Annotated in this window: 13 protein-coding genes; 7 read left to right on the top strand and 6 right to left on the bottom strand. The window is 42.4% G+C overall.

Annotated elements, in window-relative coordinates:
• The first annotated feature begins 8 nt into the window (after positions 1-8).
• Together FHR29_RS04695 and FHR29_RS04690 are read left to right on the top strand one after the other, a co-directional pair.
• Positions 9-695: a hypothetical protein gene (locus FHR29_RS04695; protein WP_183912754.1), complete on the top strand. Its 687-nt coding sequence runs from the start codon at positions 9-11 to the stop codon at positions 693-695.
• Between the two features lie 479 nt (positions 696-1,174).
• A complete protein-coding gene (locus FHR29_RS04690; RefSeq protein WP_183912752.1) occupies positions 1,175-1,912 on the top strand; it encodes a sulfite exporter TauE/SafE family protein in 738 nt (245 codons plus the stop codon).
• Positions 1,913-2,089: 177 nt separating this feature from the next.
• On the opposite strand, the gene FHR29_RS04685 is transcribed toward FHR29_RS04690, so the two are convergent.
• From FHR29_RS04685 to FHR29_RS04670, 4 genes are all read right to left on the bottom strand, one after another.
• The gene (locus FHR29_RS04685) at positions 2,090-3,193 is read right to left on the bottom strand and encodes an L-dopachrome tautomerase-related protein (protein WP_183912750.1); all 1,104 of its coding nucleotides are present in this window, start codon (positions 3,191-3,193) and stop codon (positions 2,090-2,092) included.
• Positions 3,194-3,425: 232 nt separating this feature from the next.
• Positions 3,426-3,716: a DUF3861 domain-containing protein gene (locus FHR29_RS04680; RefSeq protein ID WP_021191612.1), complete on the bottom strand. Its 291-nt coding sequence runs from the start codon at positions 3,714-3,716 to the stop codon at positions 3,426-3,428.
• A gap of 6 nt (positions 3,717-3,722) precedes the next feature.
• Positions 3,723-4,706, bottom strand: a complete 984-nt coding sequence (locus FHR29_RS04675; RefSeq protein WP_132845333.1) for an aldo/keto reductase — start codon at positions 4,704-4,706, stop codon at positions 3,723-3,725.
• A gap of 189 nt (positions 4,707-4,895) precedes the next feature.
• Complete coding sequence (locus FHR29_RS04670; protein WP_183912748.1) at positions 4,896-5,675, bottom strand: AraC family transcriptional regulator; 780 nt, start codon at positions 5,673-5,675, stop codon at positions 4,896-4,898.
• Between the two features lie 95 nt (positions 5,676-5,770).
• On the opposite strand from FHR29_RS04670, the gene FHR29_RS04665 reads away from it, so the two are divergent.
• The 4 genes from FHR29_RS04665 to FHR29_RS04650 all read left to right on the top strand — a co-directional run bounded on the left by FHR29_RS04665 (position 5,771) and on the right by FHR29_RS04650 (position 10,460).
• The gene (locus FHR29_RS04665; RefSeq protein WP_183912746.1) at positions 5,771-7,099 is read left to right on the top strand and encodes a TolC family protein; all 1,329 of its coding nucleotides are present in this window, start codon (positions 5,771-5,773) and stop codon (positions 7,097-7,099) included.
• Positions 7,100-7,110: 11 nt separating this feature from the next.
• Positions 7,111-8,154 carry an HlyD family secretion protein gene (locus tag FHR29_RS04660; protein WP_183912744.1) on the top strand — a complete coding sequence of 348 codons (1,044 nt, stop codon included), beginning with the start codon at positions 7,111-7,113 and terminating at the stop codon, positions 8,152-8,154.
• Between the two features lie 2 nt (positions 8,155-8,156).
• Positions 8,157-9,746, top strand: coding sequence for an MFS transporter (locus tag FHR29_RS04655; RefSeq protein WP_183912742.1), 1,590 nt, complete (start codon positions 8,157-8,159; stop codon positions 9,744-9,746).
• A 189-nt stretch (positions 9,747-9,935) separates the two neighbouring features.
• A complete protein-coding gene (locus tag FHR29_RS04650; RefSeq protein ID WP_132768582.1) occupies positions 9,936-10,460 on the top strand; it encodes a YceI family protein in 525 nt (174 codons plus the stop codon).
• An 84-nt stretch (positions 10,461-10,544) separates the two neighbouring features.
• On the opposite strand, the gene FHR29_RS04645 is transcribed toward FHR29_RS04650, so the two are convergent.
• Complete coding sequence (locus tag FHR29_RS04645; RefSeq protein WP_183912740.1) at positions 10,545-12,671, bottom strand: catalase; 2,127 nt, start codon at positions 12,669-12,671, stop codon at positions 10,545-10,547.
• A gap of 428 nt (positions 12,672-13,099) precedes the next feature.
• Between FHR29_RS04645 and FHR29_RS04640 the strand changes: the two genes are divergently transcribed.
• Entirely contained in the window at positions 13,100-14,653 is a 1,554-nt protein-coding gene (locus tag FHR29_RS04640; RefSeq protein WP_183912738.1) for a discoidin domain-containing protein, read from the top strand.
• Between the two features lie 139 nt (positions 14,654-14,792).
• On the opposite strand, the gene FHR29_RS04635 is transcribed toward FHR29_RS04640, so the two are convergent.
• Positions 14,793-17,687, bottom strand: coding sequence for a triple tyrosine motif-containing protein (locus FHR29_RS04635; RefSeq protein ID WP_183912736.1), 2,895 nt, complete (start codon positions 17,685-17,687; stop codon positions 14,793-14,795).
• Positions 17,688-17,777: the final 90 nt, after the last annotated feature.

Below are 17,777 nucleotides of genomic sequence, written 5' to 3'. Positions count from 1 at the left end.
ATAAATAAATGAACGAGTTAGAATTAAAAAAGCTTTGGCAAACGGCACAGGAAAAGTTGGATACTAACCTGGCTATCAGCACACAAAATACAGCAGCTATTACGCATATAAAAGTGGCGCATTTCCTATCATCAATGAAGCCGATCAAGCTTTTCACGATCTTAGTGGGGGTCGTCTGGGTCGGTCTTTTAGGAACAGTAGTCGTTTACTTATTCTTAAACGCTTTCCCTAAAACAAATCTCTTTTTTCTGTTTTCAGCTACGGTGCAAGTCATACTGTCGGCCATTGCATTAATCACCTATAGCTACCAGCTTATCACCATTTATCAGGTCGATATCAGCGGCCCCATCTTAGAGACACAAAAGAAAATAGCTCATTTAAAATCAACCACCTTATGGGTCACCCGTCTACTTTTCTTACAGTTACCGGTCTGGACCACCTTTTATTGGAATGATAGCATGCTGGACAATGGAAGCTGGCTGTTATGGTTTTTACAGGGCAGCATAACCTTTGCATGCACTTATCTGTCCATTTGGCTTTTCATCAATATCAATTTTGAAAATAGAGATAAGAAATGGTTTCGCTTTATTTTCAACGGCAATGATTGGACGCCCCTACTAAAGTCAATGGAACTTTTAAAACAGATTGATGCCTATCAAAATGACAATAAACCACAGCAAAGCAACCTGAGCTAAATCCTTAATACACCCCACCATCCAGCTATTCGACGATTGTTATGCAATAACATTTGTTCGCATTTTTCTTCATCTTTTTATTAAACCGAAAAGATGAAGAAAATAAACAAATTAACGACATTTAGCCACCCATTAACACCTCAAAACCGGCTAATATTTCGTATATTTATCATTTAAGAATAATGCATCTTGAGGCCCTCAAAATAGACATTTAAACAACCTACACCCCGTATTTGCAGGCTGTTTTCACTGCGTTTTTTTATCCTTGTAGATTATTCGCAGACGCAAAAAAATACTGTTGCGGTAACCTGAAAAATAAGGATATATTTTGATCCAAAGCAGTACATGAACACGGCTGCCAAAAAATTATAAATAGGAACGCTTACTTGTCAATAGACCCTATTCGCAGGATACATTTCTTAAAGAATAAAACATCATAAGCTGTGCACATACGGCACTAATTTAAAAACAACATACAGATGGATATCATACTGATCAAAGTACTGGGTATAAATTTTATTGCAACATTAGTCAGATCGACATTTGGATTCGGCGAAGCCTTAATCGCAGTTCCGTTATTAAGTTTTATTCTGCCACTCGATATCGCAGTTCCCATGTCCGTCATGTTATCCGTCGCCATTGCCTTATTGGTCGTCGTTCAGGATCACAAAAAAATAGATGTTAAAAGTGCCAAATACCTCGTACTTGCTGCATTGATCGGCCTGCCAGCCGGTTTGGGTATGCTGCTGTATGGCAATGATAAATGGATTAAAATCGGATTGGGAATATTACTAATTGCATATTCAGCCTATGCCTTAACTGCTAAAAACACACAGGCTAAAACAGCAGATCATAACAGCTTATGGCTCTGGACCTGTGGTATAGCTTCAGGTGTATTGGGTGGAGCCTTTGGCATCAACGGTCCTCCGCTCGTTGTATACGGAAAAATCAAAGGCTGGAATCCCAGCGAATTTAGAGCAACCTTACAAGGTTATTTTTTACCTGTCAGCTTCATCAGCGTAGTCGGTTATTATTTTAAAGATCTCATCACAGAAGAAGTTGTCCTCTATTTCTTAAAATCAATACCCGTTATGATTCCGGCTATCTATATCGGCAGATGGTTAAACCACCGGATCGAACATAAAAAATTCTTTATATACGTGTACATCGGATTGATCATAATCGGCCTTGTCTGTATTATCAATACATTTATATAAACATTGTACAGTTATCTTTGGAGCGCTACAGACTGTTATTCTCGCATAATGTTCACTTGCATAAGCTGCTTTTACGTAATACCGTATCCGTACAAATCGATATCCACAGCAAGAAAGCAGGAATCAATCTTGTTGTGGCAAATTTAGCCAGATTTTCAAATAAGATTGACTCCAGATCTAAGGTAATTGGACTTTGAAAACACGATACGGTAATTCCGTTCTGTTCTTTCCATTGCTCCAATTTGGGTCCTGTGGAAGTTGAGCACAAGAAAAATACAGAAAGCCATCTGTTCCGATGCCTAGTGAATCTGGCCAGAGTAATCTTGAATCCTGTACTAAAGTATGCAAGTGACCATCTGGACTTAAATACTTAATCGTATAGTCCAAGGAGTTGGTTAAATAAATATTGCCCTTTTTATCGGCAATCAGTCCATGTGTCACACCCACATCCCCCATATCTTCAACTTTCGACTCCAATTCTTTCTCGGTCAAAGATTCATCGGTCAAATATTTCGTTTCGATGCGATATAAATGTGTTTTATTAATCGGTTTAAAATAAAAATATTTAAAATCATGCGTTAAAGCAATACCATTCACATTTGACATAAACGGTTTACCGTTTTTATCCCGCATTTCCACTCCATCATACACAAGTATCAGATCAGGATCGGCTAAAGTAAAAGATGTCTTTTCTAAAACTTGACGTGTTTTCCCTGTTGCTAAATCCAGTACAATAATTGCCGCTTGACCAGGATCTGATAGATAGGCTTTATTCTTTTGGACATCAACACGCACATCGTTCAAACCCGATTTAGATTTATCCAGATCATCAAAGCTATAGCGCTTCTCAACTTGATTTGTCCGGGTATTGATTTTTAATAATTTGAACTGCCCTTCTGCAGCTTCGCCTTTATCACCAAAAATAGAACCTGATGGTGCAGGTTTCGAATCCAATACCCAAAGAAAATCATTCGCATCAACATACAAATCCTGGACGCTCACAAAATGCCCGGCTTCTTCGCCCGGTTTATTCCATTCTTCATTCGGATAAGGAACACGTTCGCCGTTCACAATTTCTGTTAATCCGTACTGATAATCGGTATTTTGTTTCGGAAAAGCCACAAATAGCCGATTAGCAGTGTTTACACTTACGCCAATGGCCCGATATTTCCCAAAAGAAGCGGCTTCTATCAGCGCATCGCTGTGGTATTGCTGAGCTAAAGTATGATCCATAATTCCGAATAAAGTCAGTACAAAGACCATGTTATTGATCCATTTCATTATTTTAATCTATTTTAGTTTAAGTACGGTCCAATAAGCATTACAACCGTGCGTAATGCAAAAAAGCGATAGCAAAGCAACTTCCAACATTTAATTTCCACTGATAGCAAATAGCTATTCCATAAAATCAAGAACCTGTGCTAAGCACATCTTTTCCTATTTTATACAATTGGTATCGCGCAAGCTGAAAGGCATGTGATCACTACTTTGCTATGGCCATTCCGCTATCCTTTTAACTACTTTTCAATTTCTTCATAAATTCTAAAATTGCCGGACGTAAATCCTCAAACAAAGGATTTTCTTTGTTTTTCAACATAACTTCCGTAAACAATTTCAGTCCCAAAGCAAATTCAGTCGCTGTTTCCTTATTATCAAAAATCTGTTTCGAACTGATCACCTCAAAAATGTTGAACAGATCATCATGATTATCAAAATTTAAATGTAAAGATTTTGTTCCCGCATCTCCATTCTTCAGACTAACTTCTTTTAATTCTAATTGATAAGCATTATTTCTTTTTTCCATAGCTCTCTAAAAATTACTAACAAATTCATTAATGGTATCTATTTCTTCTTGACTTAAATGGATCGCAATTGCCTGCGCATTTTGAACCGCTTGATCTGCATTTCTTGCTCCTGCCAAAGCAACAGTAATTCCCGCCCTTTCGATGGTCCATCGCAGCACCAATTGGGCTAAGGTAGCATGATGCTCATCAGCAATCGGTTTTATTTTCGCCAGTAAGTCATTGGTCTTAGCAATAAATTCAGGCTGAAAATGCGGTAAATTTGCACGATGGTCTCCTGGTTGAAATTGATAATCCGTTGTTATCTTACCTGTCAGTAACCCTCTTTGTAATGGACTATAAGCTAAAATCGATTTATTGTTCACCACACAGTAAGAAACGGTTTCCTCTTCAATACCCCGATTCACCATACTGAACGGAACTTGATTGGATACCAATTTCAACGTTTTTTCAGCTTCCTCCATTTGTGAGGCACTATAATTACAGACACCGGCATAGCGCACCTTGCCCTGTTCAATCAACCGGCCAACGGCTTCAAACGTTTCACTTATTGCAGTTGTCGTATCGGGCCAGTGAATTTGATACAGATCAATATAATCTGTCCCTAGACGGCGTAAACTCTGTTCACATTCGTAAATAATACTGTCCTTCCCCGCAAACTTGTAGATATCGATCGCTTCACCCGCATTGTTTTTACTATGCATTGCTAAATTCCCCTCTGCCAGATCCCAACGCATGCCAAATTTGGTCAATAGCTGGACCTTATCCCGCGAAATTCCCTTAATCGCCTCACCGACGATTTCTTCACTCGTTCCCTGACCATAGATCGGTGCAGTATCGATAGCCGTTACACCGACATCATAAGAAGCTTTGATCGCTTCGATTGCATCGTTTCGATCCGTACTGCCCCACATCCAACCTCCAGCGGCCCACGCACCGAAAGTAATCGCTGAAATCTCTAAATCACTATCTCCTAATTTCCTGTATTCCATTGTTTTTTATATTTTATGTTCTAAAATTCTAATTCGCTTGATCATATTTCTCACTTCAGTTTTCCGACCGGCTAAGGTCATACTCTTATAAAACAGTTAACTTGGGATGTTGTTTCCTGTTAACCTGAATATCGTTGTAGCTTACCTCAAAAAACGATTTGCCCAGTTGCCCACATATTAGAGCGAAACTTACATCGTTTTAAAATCAGTCGGACGCATATTGGTCAGCTGGGAAAATGTATTACTGAATGCCGAAATATTCGAATAGCCCACTTCATAGGCAATTTCGGTAATCGTAAGATCCGTGTCCTTCATCAATTCCATCGCACGGATCACCCGGAGCATTTTCACATACTGCACAATAGAAATATGCAATTTGCTTTTGAACAACCGCGTTAAAGTCCTCACACTATAACCAAAAGTTCTGGCAATGTCCTCCAGCGCCAAAGATTCACTTATTTTCGAACGTAAATAGTTCGTGATAGCATTCAGACGGGTGTCATCGGTAACCGGAAGCTGAATTGCAAATTTCTTCAGATGCTCCTTCGGCAACAGATTTTTCACCGTATTCAAAAACTCAAATTCCCAGGACCCCTGAAAAAAATCACCCTGCCATTTTTCACTGAAGACGAGCATTTCGGACAAGAGCTTACTCACCGGATAAATCCCCAGTTCATCGTAAAAACCAGCATCACCCTGACTGGGGTAGTAAAAATTGATAATCTGTAAATCCTTGGTATTGAACATCAGATTATGGGAAAAATGGCCCGGGATCCAGATATAATGATTAGAAGGAATATAAAAGTCCCTTTCCTGCGTCTGCAGGTAAGCAATCCCACCGTAAACCAGTAAAAGCTGCCCCTTATCATGCTGATGGGCGAGCAATTGCTGTTCCGTCTGTTGACGGATCACCAAAATCGAATCGGGATGCTGATCGATATTCTTAATGAGCTGCTTCAAAAGATCCATATGGCCCAATTTAACAAACTTTAGGCTAATTATATAAAACACCTCCTCTTTTCTTCCGATAATTTTGCACAAAGATTATTATACAGCATACAAAAATGAAACAGTACCCCTTTTTAATCATCGCATTGATCGGCAATCTTTTCCTCACAAACGCTTCTTTCGCACAAGCTCCTGATAGTACCTGGACATTGGAAAAGATATGGGATCTCGCCGCAAAGCAGAACCGGCAGCTGCATCTGGCGAATTTAAGTGTACAGGAAAGCAGGACCAGTATCCAGGAAGCACGGGACAAACTGCTTCCCGATCTGGCAGTATCCGGAAATTACGCCCTTAACTCCAAATTTCTAATTTACGACAATGGTCTCTTTTCAAAACCGCAGGATGTTCCCGTTTCCAGTTATGGCTATGGCTTTGGTTACAACCTGGATTTCAATATTTACAATGGTGGAAGGGATAAACGAAATATCCACATCAAACAAGAAGAGCAGCAGCGCAGACAAGTTGAATTTGAACTGCAACATGACAACATCAAGTTTGCCATCGCCCTAGTCTATTACGAACTGTATAAGTATCTATGCTACCATGAATTTCTGCAGACAGAAATCAAAACTGAAAAACAGCAGCTCAGCAGCATCCAGAGCCTACATAAAAATGGTGTCGTCCTCAAAAGTGACGTCTTACGTACTTCGGTCAAGCTCTCGCAATTGGAACTCAGTTTGTCGGACGTGGAGAAAAAAGTAGTGCTGGCCAAACAAAGGCTCAATATACTCATCGGAAGAAACGAAACCGAACCACTGGAAATTCCTATTCAGGAAATCGTGAACTTAGATGCTGGCAACCTGGCAACTTATGCAAGCTATCAGGCAGAGGCCCTCAGTCAATCGCCGGAATTTAAAATCACCCAAAGTGATATCAAAATCAGCGAGCTTCAGATCAAACAGGCAAAATCCACCTTGCAGCCTAAGATCTCCTTGTATTCACATTACAACTACACGTATCCGCAAGTATCCTTTTATCCCTACTCCAACGATCCCTGGGGCTATGGACAGACCGGTATCAAGATGCAGTTTGCGCTAGACAACCTCTACAAAAGCAAGCATACCATCGCACACGCACGCAATCTCAGCGAACAGCAGAAAGAAAAAGCAAACATCAAAAAAGATGAAATTTCGGTCAGGGTCAAGGAAGCATACCTGCAACAGCAACAGGCACTCGAAAGCGTCACAACAGCAACCGACAATATCATCCAGACGACCGAAACTGTGCGGGTCATCCGAAACAGCTACCTCAATCAGGAATCCCTGCTCACCGATCTGCTCGATGCAGAGAACATCCTGCTGGAATCAAAATTTAATTTAACACAAGCACAGGTCAATCTAAAATTAAGCCATATCAAGCTTCTGCTGATTACAGGAGCACTTTAATTGTAAACACCATGGACAAAAATAAAACAGATAAAATTGTAGTCGCAATCACCAAATGGTTAGGCATCTTATTATTGGTCGGTATCAGCAGCTGGTGCGTCGTCTATTTCTGGAAAGGATATCAATACGAGCAAACCAACGATGCGCAGATCGATGCCTACCTCTCACCCGTAAACGCAAAAGTCGGTGGATACATCAGCAAGATTTATTTCCAGGATAACCAACAGGTAAAAAAAGGCGATACCTTATTGCTCATCGAGGAAAGTGAATACGGCCTGAAACAGGAAGCCGCATTGGCCGAACTGCTGAGTTCAAGTGCAAAACTCCCGATCCTCAGTGCCCATGAAGATACCCAGCTCAAGACCATCGAAGTGATCAAAGCACATCTTTCCGGATCAAAGGCAAAACTAACACAGCAACAAAAAGAATTTAACCGCTATCAGAACCTGCTAGCCGAACAATCCACCACACAGCAGAAATTTGATCATGTGGAGGCAAACTTGGCCATCAATCAAGCAGATTATGATGAATCGCAGGCTAATCTGCAGGTTGCGCAGTCCAAACTGCAAGATTTCAAAGCTCAGCGATCGGCGATTGAGGCCGAAATCCGGATCAAAGAAGCCCTGCTCAAAAGACAGGAATTGGATGTCCGCTACACCGTGATTACCGCACCTTTTGATGGGCAACTGGGTAAAAAAAACATTCAGGAAGGACAATTGGTACAACCGGGACAGACCTTAGCATTTCTCACCAATGATACCGAAGAGAAATGGGTCGTGGCCAATTTTATGGAAACCCAGATCGGCAGCCTACATATCGGAAATAGGGTCAACATTGAAGTTGATGCCTTTCCTGGAGAACAATTCACCGGAACCATCCAGTCCATTTCCCCCACTACCGGATCGCGCTACTCCCTATTACCTCCAGATAATGCCACCGGTAATTTCGTGAAGATCATCCAGCGCATGCCTGTCCGCATTAAACTAAACCAAAGCCAAGGGCTAGACAAACTCGCTGCCGGCATGAACGCACATGTATATGTGGTAAAAAACTAAAGATGCAAGCACATAAAATTCCTTTATTTAAACACTGGGTATCCGAGTGGCTGGCCAGATCGGTTATCTTCGCAATCCTGATGACCTGTTTATTCAGTTTTGCCCTCTACAGCAGTCCTGTAACCGTGATGGGGTATTACGGCGTAGCAACCACAGATGTACAATATGCCATGGTACTCATCTATGGATCCACAGTGACATTCTTGGCGCTCGATTCCCGTATTGTGAAATACTTCACCTCACGCAAATACCTCTTGATCGGATTAACGACCAATGGTATCTGCACATTGATTTGCTTCCATAGTAAAAGCTGGCCCCTCTTTCTCATCTGTCAATTTGCACAGGGCATCACCTGCGCACTGCTATCGAGTATTGTACTCCATCTGGTGTTCCCCAGACTGCATAGCACCCGGGCCAGAGTCATCGGGTACACCATCCTCTATGCTGGCATTCAGATTTCTATTCCACTTTATTCCATCTACTGCAGCATGGTACTTCATTATCTGGATTTTAACTGGCTGTTTTACGGAGCCAATATCTTACTGCTGCTGCTCACCGCTACCGTATTGATCACGATGGATGCCAAAGCAAGATTGCATAAAAAGATACCGCTCTATCAGGTGGACTGGATCGGCTACCTCTTCTATACCAGTTTTGTACTGCTCTTGGGCTATATCCTGATTTACGGAAGGCAGCTGGGCTGGTTCAGCAGTACCGTGATCTGCCAGCTGGTTCTGGCCGCAGTATGCATCCTTATACTTTTTATTATCAGGGAAATGCGCTTAAAACGTCCGTTGATTAATCTGCGGATTTTCAAAGCGAAAAACTTTGTTATCGGTCTTTTACTGCTTTTTGTATTTTACCTCTTCAAAGGCAGTACAGGACTGACCTACAGCCATCTGGAAACGATCTTAAAAACCGATCCTTTACATACCATTCCCATCTGGTTGGCTGTCATATCCGGAACAATACTGAGTATGTATGTAACAGCGCGCTTTATACTATTGGGAACCCATCTGATTCGGATGATCATCGTCGGATTTATCATCATGGGCCTGTATTATAGCTATATGCTGTTCTTTATTTCCGTGACCGGATCGACAGCAGACTTTATATTGCCTATGTTTATCTATGGCATTGCGACGGGAGTTTTATTTGTGCCTATCGTAACCTTCACAGCATCCGCTGCTCCTGCTAAAATCGCTGTAAATGCATCACTGATCGGTATTCTGGCTCGATTTATCGGATTTTGCAGCAGTATGGCAATTAACAACGAACTGCAGTTATTTACCCGGGCCGCGGTTCAGGATCAGGTACGCCATGCGGTCAACCAGATCAATCCGCAGTTGCCCCTTACCTTGCAGCAGATCGAACAGACCTATCAAAATGCAGGTAATGACGGCTTAAAATCGCAGGTGGCCGCCAATGCCTTCTTCAATACCATGCTCAAAGAACAGATCCTCGCCCGCGCAAGCCGCGATTATTATGACCTGATGCTTACCGGAGTCGTACTGGTCATTATTATGCTGATCTTTTTACCCAAAATGCAACAGGTGGTACTGAGATTGACAAAATTCAATGTTCCTTATTAGATCTGACCCCATGTGCAAAAATAAATCAAAACCAATACAGCGCCTCTTTGTTTACCTAATGTCAGAAGGCAAGGCACATGTACGATATTGATCTAGGTCAATAATTATAACGGTGTTAACCTTTATTTTTGTAGCATCATATTAGAGAAGAAAATAAAAAATTTATAAACAAATTTAAACATTAAAGTTATGGCAAATTGGAGTTTAGACAAAGCACACAGTGAAATAGAGTTTAAAGTAAAACACATGATGATTACTAACGTAAAAGGTCAATTTCAAGATTTCGACGTTACGATAGATAGTGATTCAAACCATTTAGAAAATGCCAAAATAGACCTGACCATTCAGACAGCGTCTATCAACACGAAAAACGAACAACGTGACGAGCATTTGAAAAGTGCAGACTTTTTTGATGTTGCGGCCAACCCGACCATTACATTTCATGCTACGAGCAGTAAAAAAGACGGTGATGATATTAAATTAACAGGCGATCTAACGATCAAAGGCATTACCAAATCCGTTACATTCGACGTGGAGTTTGGTGGTGTAGCAAAAGATCCTTGGGGTAATGAAAAAATCGGTTATACCGCTACTGGTAAAATCAACCGTCAGGATTTCGGATTAACTTGGAACGCGGCTTTAGAAACAGGTGGATTGATGGTAAGCGACGAAGTAAAATTCCAAGCGGATTTTCAGTTCATTGTGACGAAATAAGCAACATATACCCTTATAAAAAAAGTCATGCTCCCATCAGAAGCATGACTTTTTTATATATGTACGAGATCGATAGTTGCCGCACTAAGCAGGCACTTTCCGTCCTTTCTCCCGATCCCATACCCGGTGACCTTTCATCGCTTTGATAAAGTCTGCCGTCAGGTTATTTTTTGATTCGAGTACCACGCCGGCATCTTTTTCCTGCTTGGCGATATACGATCCTGCAATTAATTTTTCAGCACCTTTAGCAAAGGCCAAAGCCTTACAATGTCTAAATCCTTCGTTGATAAAATGGATATAATCCGGCTCATCCTCCAATGTTGCAACCGAATCACCATCGGGTGTATAGAATGCATCATAACAGACCGAAGCTTCCGTCAGATAAGTATGCTGGATTTCTGCTTCTCCACCTTCCTTAAACTTCACGTTACCCGTATGTGTCGAGATCAGAACGGCCTCAGCACCCTCCGCTTCCAATGCTTTTTTCATCTCATCGACCGATGCTTTGCTCACACCATCTGCCACTAGAAAAGCCACTTTCCGAGTTTCAATCGTTCCTTCGCCCGGAGCGGTAGCCATACTCAATGCGGCAGATTTCTCAACCTCTGGCTTAGGCGCTTTCACCGGATATTCCGGATGGTTCTGACGCGCAAACTGTAACGTCAGTTCATCCAGTTGCTCCGGAGGTGTCAATCCCAGATTGGCACCCACTCTTTTCGCCAGTTCCTGATCGATCTGATTTAAGATCGCCAGCTCCCGTGTACGGATAGCTACCGAATTTACTTTAGATAGCTCAAAACTATAACCACTGATGATATGTTCCTTTTCAGGTGCTGTCTGCGAATTGAAAAACAAGCGGGCTTGTGTAAAGTGATCAGCAAATGACGAAGACCTGCGTCTTACTTTATAGCCATCCACTTTTTCTTCATGGCTCTTAAAGCCGGTCTCGCCTTTTAACATGGCCTGATAGGGACAACCGCCACCCAAACTATTTGGGAAATAGCTGACGTTGCCTTTCAGGATATCCTGTCTGCCAAAACCGTCTTTTTGATTGTTATGTTTACCGTTGACCGGTCTATTGATCGGAAGCTCATGAAAATTAGGACCTCCCAATCGGTAATTCTGTGTATCTGCATAAGAGAATATACGTCCCTGCAATAAAGGATCATTGGTCAGGTCAATACCCGGTACCAGACGTCCTGGATCAAAGGCTACCTGCTCGGTTTCTGCAAAGAAATTTTCCGGATTACGGTTCAGTGTCATCGTTCCGATAATCGTCACCGGAATTAATTCTTCCGGAATGATCTTCGTTGCATCCAATAAATCGAACGAATATTTCTGTTCATCCTCTTCCGGTACAAGCTGGACACCCAGATCCCACTGTGGAAAATTACCCTTTTCGATATTCTCCCACAGATCCCGGCGTAAGAAATCCGAATCAAATCCCGATAATTTTTGCGCCTCGTTCCATGCCACCGAATGCACTCCCAATTTAGGTTTCCAATGAAACTTCACAAAAGTGCCTTTACCTGCTGCATTGACAAATTTAAACGTGTGGACACCAAAACCTTCCATCATTCTAAAAGAACGTGGAATAGCACGGTCGGACATTGCCCACATCAGCATATGTGCAGATTCAGGCATCAAAGAAATAAAATCCCAGAACGTATCATGAGCCGATGCGGCCTGAGGCATCTCATTATTCGGTTCTGGCTTAACAGCGTGGATCAAATCCGGAAAGTTCATCGAATCCTGAATAAAAAATACCGGAATATTGTTACCCACTAAATCATAATTACCCTCCTCCGTATAAAACTTTACCGAGAATCCCCTTACATCGCGCGCCAGATCAGTCGATCCTTTGAAGCCCGCAACGGTTGAAAAACGGATAAATAACGGCGTTACCGTACCTTTCTTTAAAAAAGCGGCACTGGTATATTGAGAAACATCTGCTGTCGCTTCAAAAACACCGTGAGCACCAGAACCTCTTGCATGTACCACGCGTTCCGGAATCCGCTCGCGGTCAAAATGAGCCAGCTTATCTTGAAAAATAAAATCTTCTATAAGTGCAGGGCCACGTTCTCCTGCTTTGAGCATGTTGTTGTTATCATTGATCGGAACTCCATCATTCGTCGTCAATACCCGATTGGCATTGTCAATCGTATGCTCCTGAATCTGTTGCACTTTTTTGTTTTCTTGTTGCTTAGCCATGTTTAAATAAAGTTATTGATGAAGATTAGAACATGTCGGTACCCTTCACATGACCGACACTATTACTAGTAACAACGTAACCTCCGATTTGTTTCCAAAGATCCCCGGCGCAACAAGCCCCGACCGAAGACGTAAGACTGAGCGGCAGTCTTTCTAGAGTCAATTTAAAGGTAATATAGTTTTAATAAAAGGTAATAAACTTGCATTTTTATTCATTCTAACCTCCTATTTTTAACCTAATCATTTGTTTCGTCAAATAATCAAGCGGGAGATTTTTAGCGAAACACCTGACAGCCAGAGCAAGATCACGTATAGCAATTGCCTAAATCCGTACATATACGGTTCGTCCCGAATAAGATGCAAGTACCCCTTTTTTCAATACGATCATTTAGAATAACCCATATATCCTTTAACCAAAAACAACTGTTATGAAAATTTACCATCTCGTACTTGCAGTGGCCCTTTTATTCGGTTCCTGTAAAAGAACAGAAATTCTCACCCGTATTGATGCCAATACGAACACCCTCGACACCGTCTACACGTCAGACCACCCCTACAACCTCAACGTCGTCTTGTTTGTCCCCTCGGACATGGTTCCCAATCCCGATTACGAAAGACGTATCAGCGAAACACTGATCTACCAACAAAACTTTGTCAAAACCTGGATGCAGCATTGGGGACATGGCGACAAAACCTTCGGATTGTTAAAAAATGCTTCCAATAGGGTCAAAATCCATGTTGTACAGGGCAATCTCCCGACTTCCTCCTATCCATATGAGGGTGGAGAATCGGCCATGTGGCAGGAAATCACCACGTATTTTCAGACCCATCAAAAATCCAGTGACCATTACCTGATCCTGACCACGGTTAATAAGTTCGGTGAACAAAATGCGCCGTACTATGGCATCGGAACAAAATGCTACGGCATCGATTTCCCCGATATGGAGATCGCCAATATGAGCCGTACAGATACAGCTGGACTGGCTTCTTCCTGGATCGGAGGCAATACGCATGAGATGATGCACGGTCTCAATCTGCCGCATAATGGCGGTCTGGTGTCGCAGAACAATCTCTACGGTACACCGATCATCACCGGAAACGGTGGTACTTTTGTCGTAGCACCGACTTATTTAGATGCCTGGGATTGTGCTGTACTGAGCCGCGGACAGGTGTTCAGTACCACAACTCGTTCGGACTGGTATGCCGCTGCCAATGCGAAAATCACCAAATTGAATGCCCGCTATGACGATGCTACACAAAAAGTAATTGTATCCGGACGGTTCAGCAGCAACAAAAAGGTGGACTTCATCGGCTTTACCAACGATGCCAAGCGCAGTGCCGGAGATGGTAACTACGACTCTGAAAACTGGGTAACCACCCCGATCGGTCTGGATAGTTTTTATACCGAAATCGCCATTACCGAATTCAAAGACCGAAGCAACCTACAGAATGATTTTACGATCAGCCTGATCCATGAAAATGGCTACAGACATTGGAACAGCTACAGTTATCAGATGCAGAACGGTAAACCCGATATTCAGTTTGGCGACAGACCCGAATACAATAAAGCAAACTGGAGTATCGTTGCCGTAAGTTCTGAAGAGACTCAGGCAGAAAGTGGTCAGGCTGTGCATCTCATCGACGGAGATAAAACAACGCAGTGGGTGAGCCGCTGGACGGGAGCCAATTCTACCCATCCGCATTTCTTTACCATCGATATGGGAGTCTCAAAACCGGTGAACCGCTTTACCTTTGTACAGCGCTCTGGAGGAAGTAAACCCAAGAATATTCAAATTCAGGTCAGTGCCAATAACAGCACCTGGCAAAATGCCGGCAGTTATGTGCTCCCGGATGCGGCAGGACCTGCCTACGTGACTTTACCCAATAGCCTAACCTTCCGTTACTTTAAAGTGACGATTTCAAGTGCCACCGATGGCACCCAATGGGCGGCGCTGAACGAAGTGGGCACTTATCAAGATTAACCTTAATTTCATCAAAAAAGCTCCTGAACGGATCCGTTTAGGTGCTTTTTAAATATATAGCTAGCAACAGGCTGCGTCACAAGCCACAGATCATTCCCTTTTCTTTTACCTAAAAAAAGAAAACCAGGCTTAAATGCCTTTAGATTTCATTCAAAAAATCACTTAAAGACTGATCTTTTCCTACTGGTAGTTTTTTACGTAAACGGTACCGGTGTATTTCAACTCCTCTGACCGTAATATTCTGCAACTGCGCGATCTGCTTGGTGGTAAAATTCAATTTCAGATAAGCACAGACTTTAAGATCATTCCGTGATAACCCCTCGTGATTGGATTTCAGCTTATTCAAAAAGCCATCATTCAGTTCATCAAAATGCAGCGCAAACTGATCCCAGTTGGCACTATTTTTCTCTACATCTTTCAGTAAATTGTTGATCCGTTTTAATTCCGAAGCCTCTTCCTCACTCCCTTCTATTTTTGCCAGTTCATCACGGACTTTAACAAGCGTTCCCGAATTTTCCAAAAGCTGCATACTCGCACTGGCCAGCTCTTTCGTTTTCACCAGGACTTCCTGTTCCAGCTTTTCATTATTGAGCTTGACAATTTCCTTTTCGCTCTTTTCGATTTCCAACTGATGGATGTAGCGGAGCTGTGCCATTTTCTTCTCATATTGGAGCTGTTGCTTTTTCCAGACCTGCTTTTGCACCTTAAAAAAGAGATAGATGCCCAATGCTCCCAATAGAATATAGACCAGCTTTGCCCAGATGCTCAGATACCAAGGTGGTAGAATCGTAAAATCATAGCTAACGGTTTCGGAGATCTGATTTAAATTGTTTCGAACCCGAACCTGAAAACGATACTTTCCACTGGGCAGGTTGGTATATGATTTTTCAGCAATATTCTCCCATGCAGACCAGTTCTCATCATAACCGACAAGTTGATAGCTGAACTCCATATGTTCATGGATACCAAAACTTGGCGAAGAGAAAGCAAACTGAAAAGAATTGAATTTGGAGGCCAGCTCCAACCGTTCCGCACGGAGCTGTTCGTAAGTTCCGGTGGAGTTTTTCGTGAAATACCCGGCAAATAGAATACTGTCCTGCGCTGATTTTGCCGTTACCTGCGACAATAGCACAAGTGGTTTCCGCGCTTCCTGAATATACTTTTCATAGTTGATATGGATAATCCCTTTTTCAGCACCGATATAGATGTTGTTTTTATCATAGGTATTGATATGATCAAATCCCGAAGTATTCATGCCTTCAATTTCTGGAAATTTGATAAGCTGATAGCTCTTATTTTTTGCATCAAATTGTGCGACCCCGACGTATTTATCTGTACAGTACCAGATATTGCCCTCTTTATCCTCCTTTAGATATCGGATCGTCAGACCATCAAATTCCTTATAATCAGCAGACTTGACAAACGCATTTTTGGTATAATCGTAGGTGTACAGTCCCTTTTCTGTAGCAAAAACGATCTGATCCTTAATCTTGAACACAAAATTCTGATAGTCTGACGGTAAACCATTCTTCTTCGTTAAGAGAACAGCATCGTAAGCATGACGGTCTGCCGCCAAGCGTATGCGGTAAATGCCACGATAAGGATGCGAGGCCCAAATTGTATTTTTATCATCCAGTTCTAAAAAGCGATATGAATCCACAAACCCGCGCAACTGACCGCCGGACTGAAAAATACCGTTTTGATAATTTAACAGCTCTAAACCCTGATAAGTACCCACCAGAGCCTGATTTACCGGATAAACGGAACTCAATGGCAGTACATTCCAGGTGCCTGTCCGATTGGACAGCGGCAGTAAAGCTTGATCCTGAATCTGAAACAATCCTTTATTGTGCCCCAGTAATAAGCGTCCGTTCAGTTCTTCCAGCAACCAGGCCTCGCCACCATCACTTTTCGGAAAAAGTGAAAAAGAACTCAACGAACGGCTCTGATCTTTCAGCCCTTTGCTGATAGGTGCCACATATACCCCGTTGGATGAAGATAAATAAAGCTTATGATCAAAGATCAGCGACGATAGCCCAGTCACCTCATTTTCAAGATTGGGACGCAGATACCGTACCGCAGATCCGTACGAAATCACCGAAATCCCATTGTCACTGGCCACCCAGATATTTTTTTGCTGGTCCACAAATACCGCTGAAATATTCTTGTTCACCAAACCTTCCCGAATACCGATGCGTTGAATCGTTTTCCCATCGCGATCACGGATATGACAGCCCTCTTTTGCATTGCCGACAACGAAGGTGGAGTCATCGATACGCGCGGCAGATGGTGTATAACTATCATCCCAGCGCTCCTTATTCAACTGCAATAATACCCTGTCTTTCAACAAGTAGTTCTGGTTATTTAAAGTAGATAAGACGATCCGGTCTTTACCCAAAGGAAGCATCGATGCGATTTTCATTTCGCGATAAGGCAACGTTGCCAGCACGGGTGACCAGTGGTTATTACGGTAGACCAATAAGCCATTTTTTTTATCTTGCGCAAAAAGCGATTCACCCACTTTACCCATAAAATACCATTCCGCGGCGGCGGGATGTACCGTTATTTTTTGCCCTTTGAGTTCAAAAATCACATTGGTCGCCCTAAAAAAAACAGACTGTCCAAAAGACAGCGTATTCCAGATGTCAGCAAAATTGCGGTACTCCTCCGGAATCAGGGCTTTCAGTGATGTATACGTCAGACCACCCTGCTCAGCAGGTTCGAAGTATCCAAAATCTCCCTGACCGCCCACATAGATCCGATCATGGCTGTCAATCCATAGCGAACGGATAATGGTATGGTTGGGCAACGCATAAGATTTCCAGTACCGCCCATCAAAAGTAATCAGCCCTTCACTGTTGCCAAAATATAGAATGCCCCTGCTATCCTGTTTAATATCCCAGGTCCGGCTCCCGCCACCATATACGGTTTTATTATAGTTATTGACTAAGGGTAATCCCAATAAATTCTGTCCGCACAAAGAAATCGGTGCTATAAAAAAAACGAAAAAATAAAGGAATGCGAGATACTTCATATACTGTTTATAAGGGTTGACGTACAATTGACGTACCCCAAATATAGCGATTTTAACCGCATTAACGCAACATGAAGTAGTAATGAAGTA

The sequence above is a fragment of the Sphingobacterium sp. JUb56 genome, from assembly GCF_014191365.1.
Taxonomy (GTDB): Bacteria; Bacteroidota; Bacteroidia; order Sphingobacteriales; family Sphingobacteriaceae; genus Sphingobacterium; species Sphingobacterium anhuiense.
Note: the sequence above shows the minus strand (reverse complement) of the source record. Positions and strands in the feature narration are given on the sequence as shown.

Bases quoted from the DNA above. Each gene is read 5' to 3' on its own strand.
- FHR29_RS04695 (WP_183912754.1), top strand. From the start codon at position 9: ATGAACGAGTTAGAATTAAAAAAGCTTTGGCAAACGGCACAGGAAAAG.
- FHR29_RS04690 (WP_183912752.1), top strand. From the start codon at position 1,175: ATGGATATCATACTGATCAAAGTACTGGGTATAAATTTTATTGCAACA.
- FHR29_RS04685 (WP_183912750.1), bottom strand. From the start codon at position 3,193: ATGAAATGGATCAATAACATGGTCTTTGTACTGACTTTATTCGGAATT.
- FHR29_RS04680 (WP_021191612.1), bottom strand. From the start codon at position 3,716: ATGGAAAAAAGAAATAATGCTTATCAATTAGAATTAAAAGAAGTTAGT.
- FHR29_RS04675 (WP_132845333.1), bottom strand. From the start codon at position 4,706: ATGGAATACAGGAAATTAGGAGATAGTGATTTAGAGATTTCAGCGATT.
- FHR29_RS04670 (WP_183912748.1), bottom strand. From the start codon at position 5,675: ATGGATCTTTTGAAGCAGCTCATTAAGAATATCGATCAGCATCCCGAT.
- FHR29_RS04665 (WP_183912746.1), top strand. From the start codon at position 5,771: ATGAAACAGTACCCCTTTTTAATCATCGCATTGATCGGCAATCTTTTC.
- FHR29_RS04660 (WP_183912744.1), top strand. From the start codon at position 7,111: ATGGACAAAAATAAAACAGATAAAATTGTAGTCGCAATCACCAAATGG.
- FHR29_RS04655 (WP_183912742.1), top strand. From the start codon at position 8,157: ATGCAAGCACATAAAATTCCTTTATTTAAACACTGGGTATCCGAGTGG.
- FHR29_RS04650 (WP_132768582.1), top strand. From the start codon at position 9,936: ATGGCAAATTGGAGTTTAGACAAAGCACACAGTGAAATAGAGTTTAAA.
- FHR29_RS04645 (WP_183912740.1), bottom strand. From the start codon at position 12,671: ATGGCTAAGCAACAAGAAAACAAAAAAGTGCAACAGATTCAGGAGCAT.
- FHR29_RS04640 (WP_183912738.1), top strand. From the start codon at position 13,100: ATGAAAATTTACCATCTCGTACTTGCAGTGGCCCTTTTATTCGGTTCC.
- FHR29_RS04635 (WP_183912736.1), bottom strand. From the start codon at position 17,687: ATGAAGTATCTCGCATTCCTTTATTTTTTCGTTTTTTTTATAGCACCG.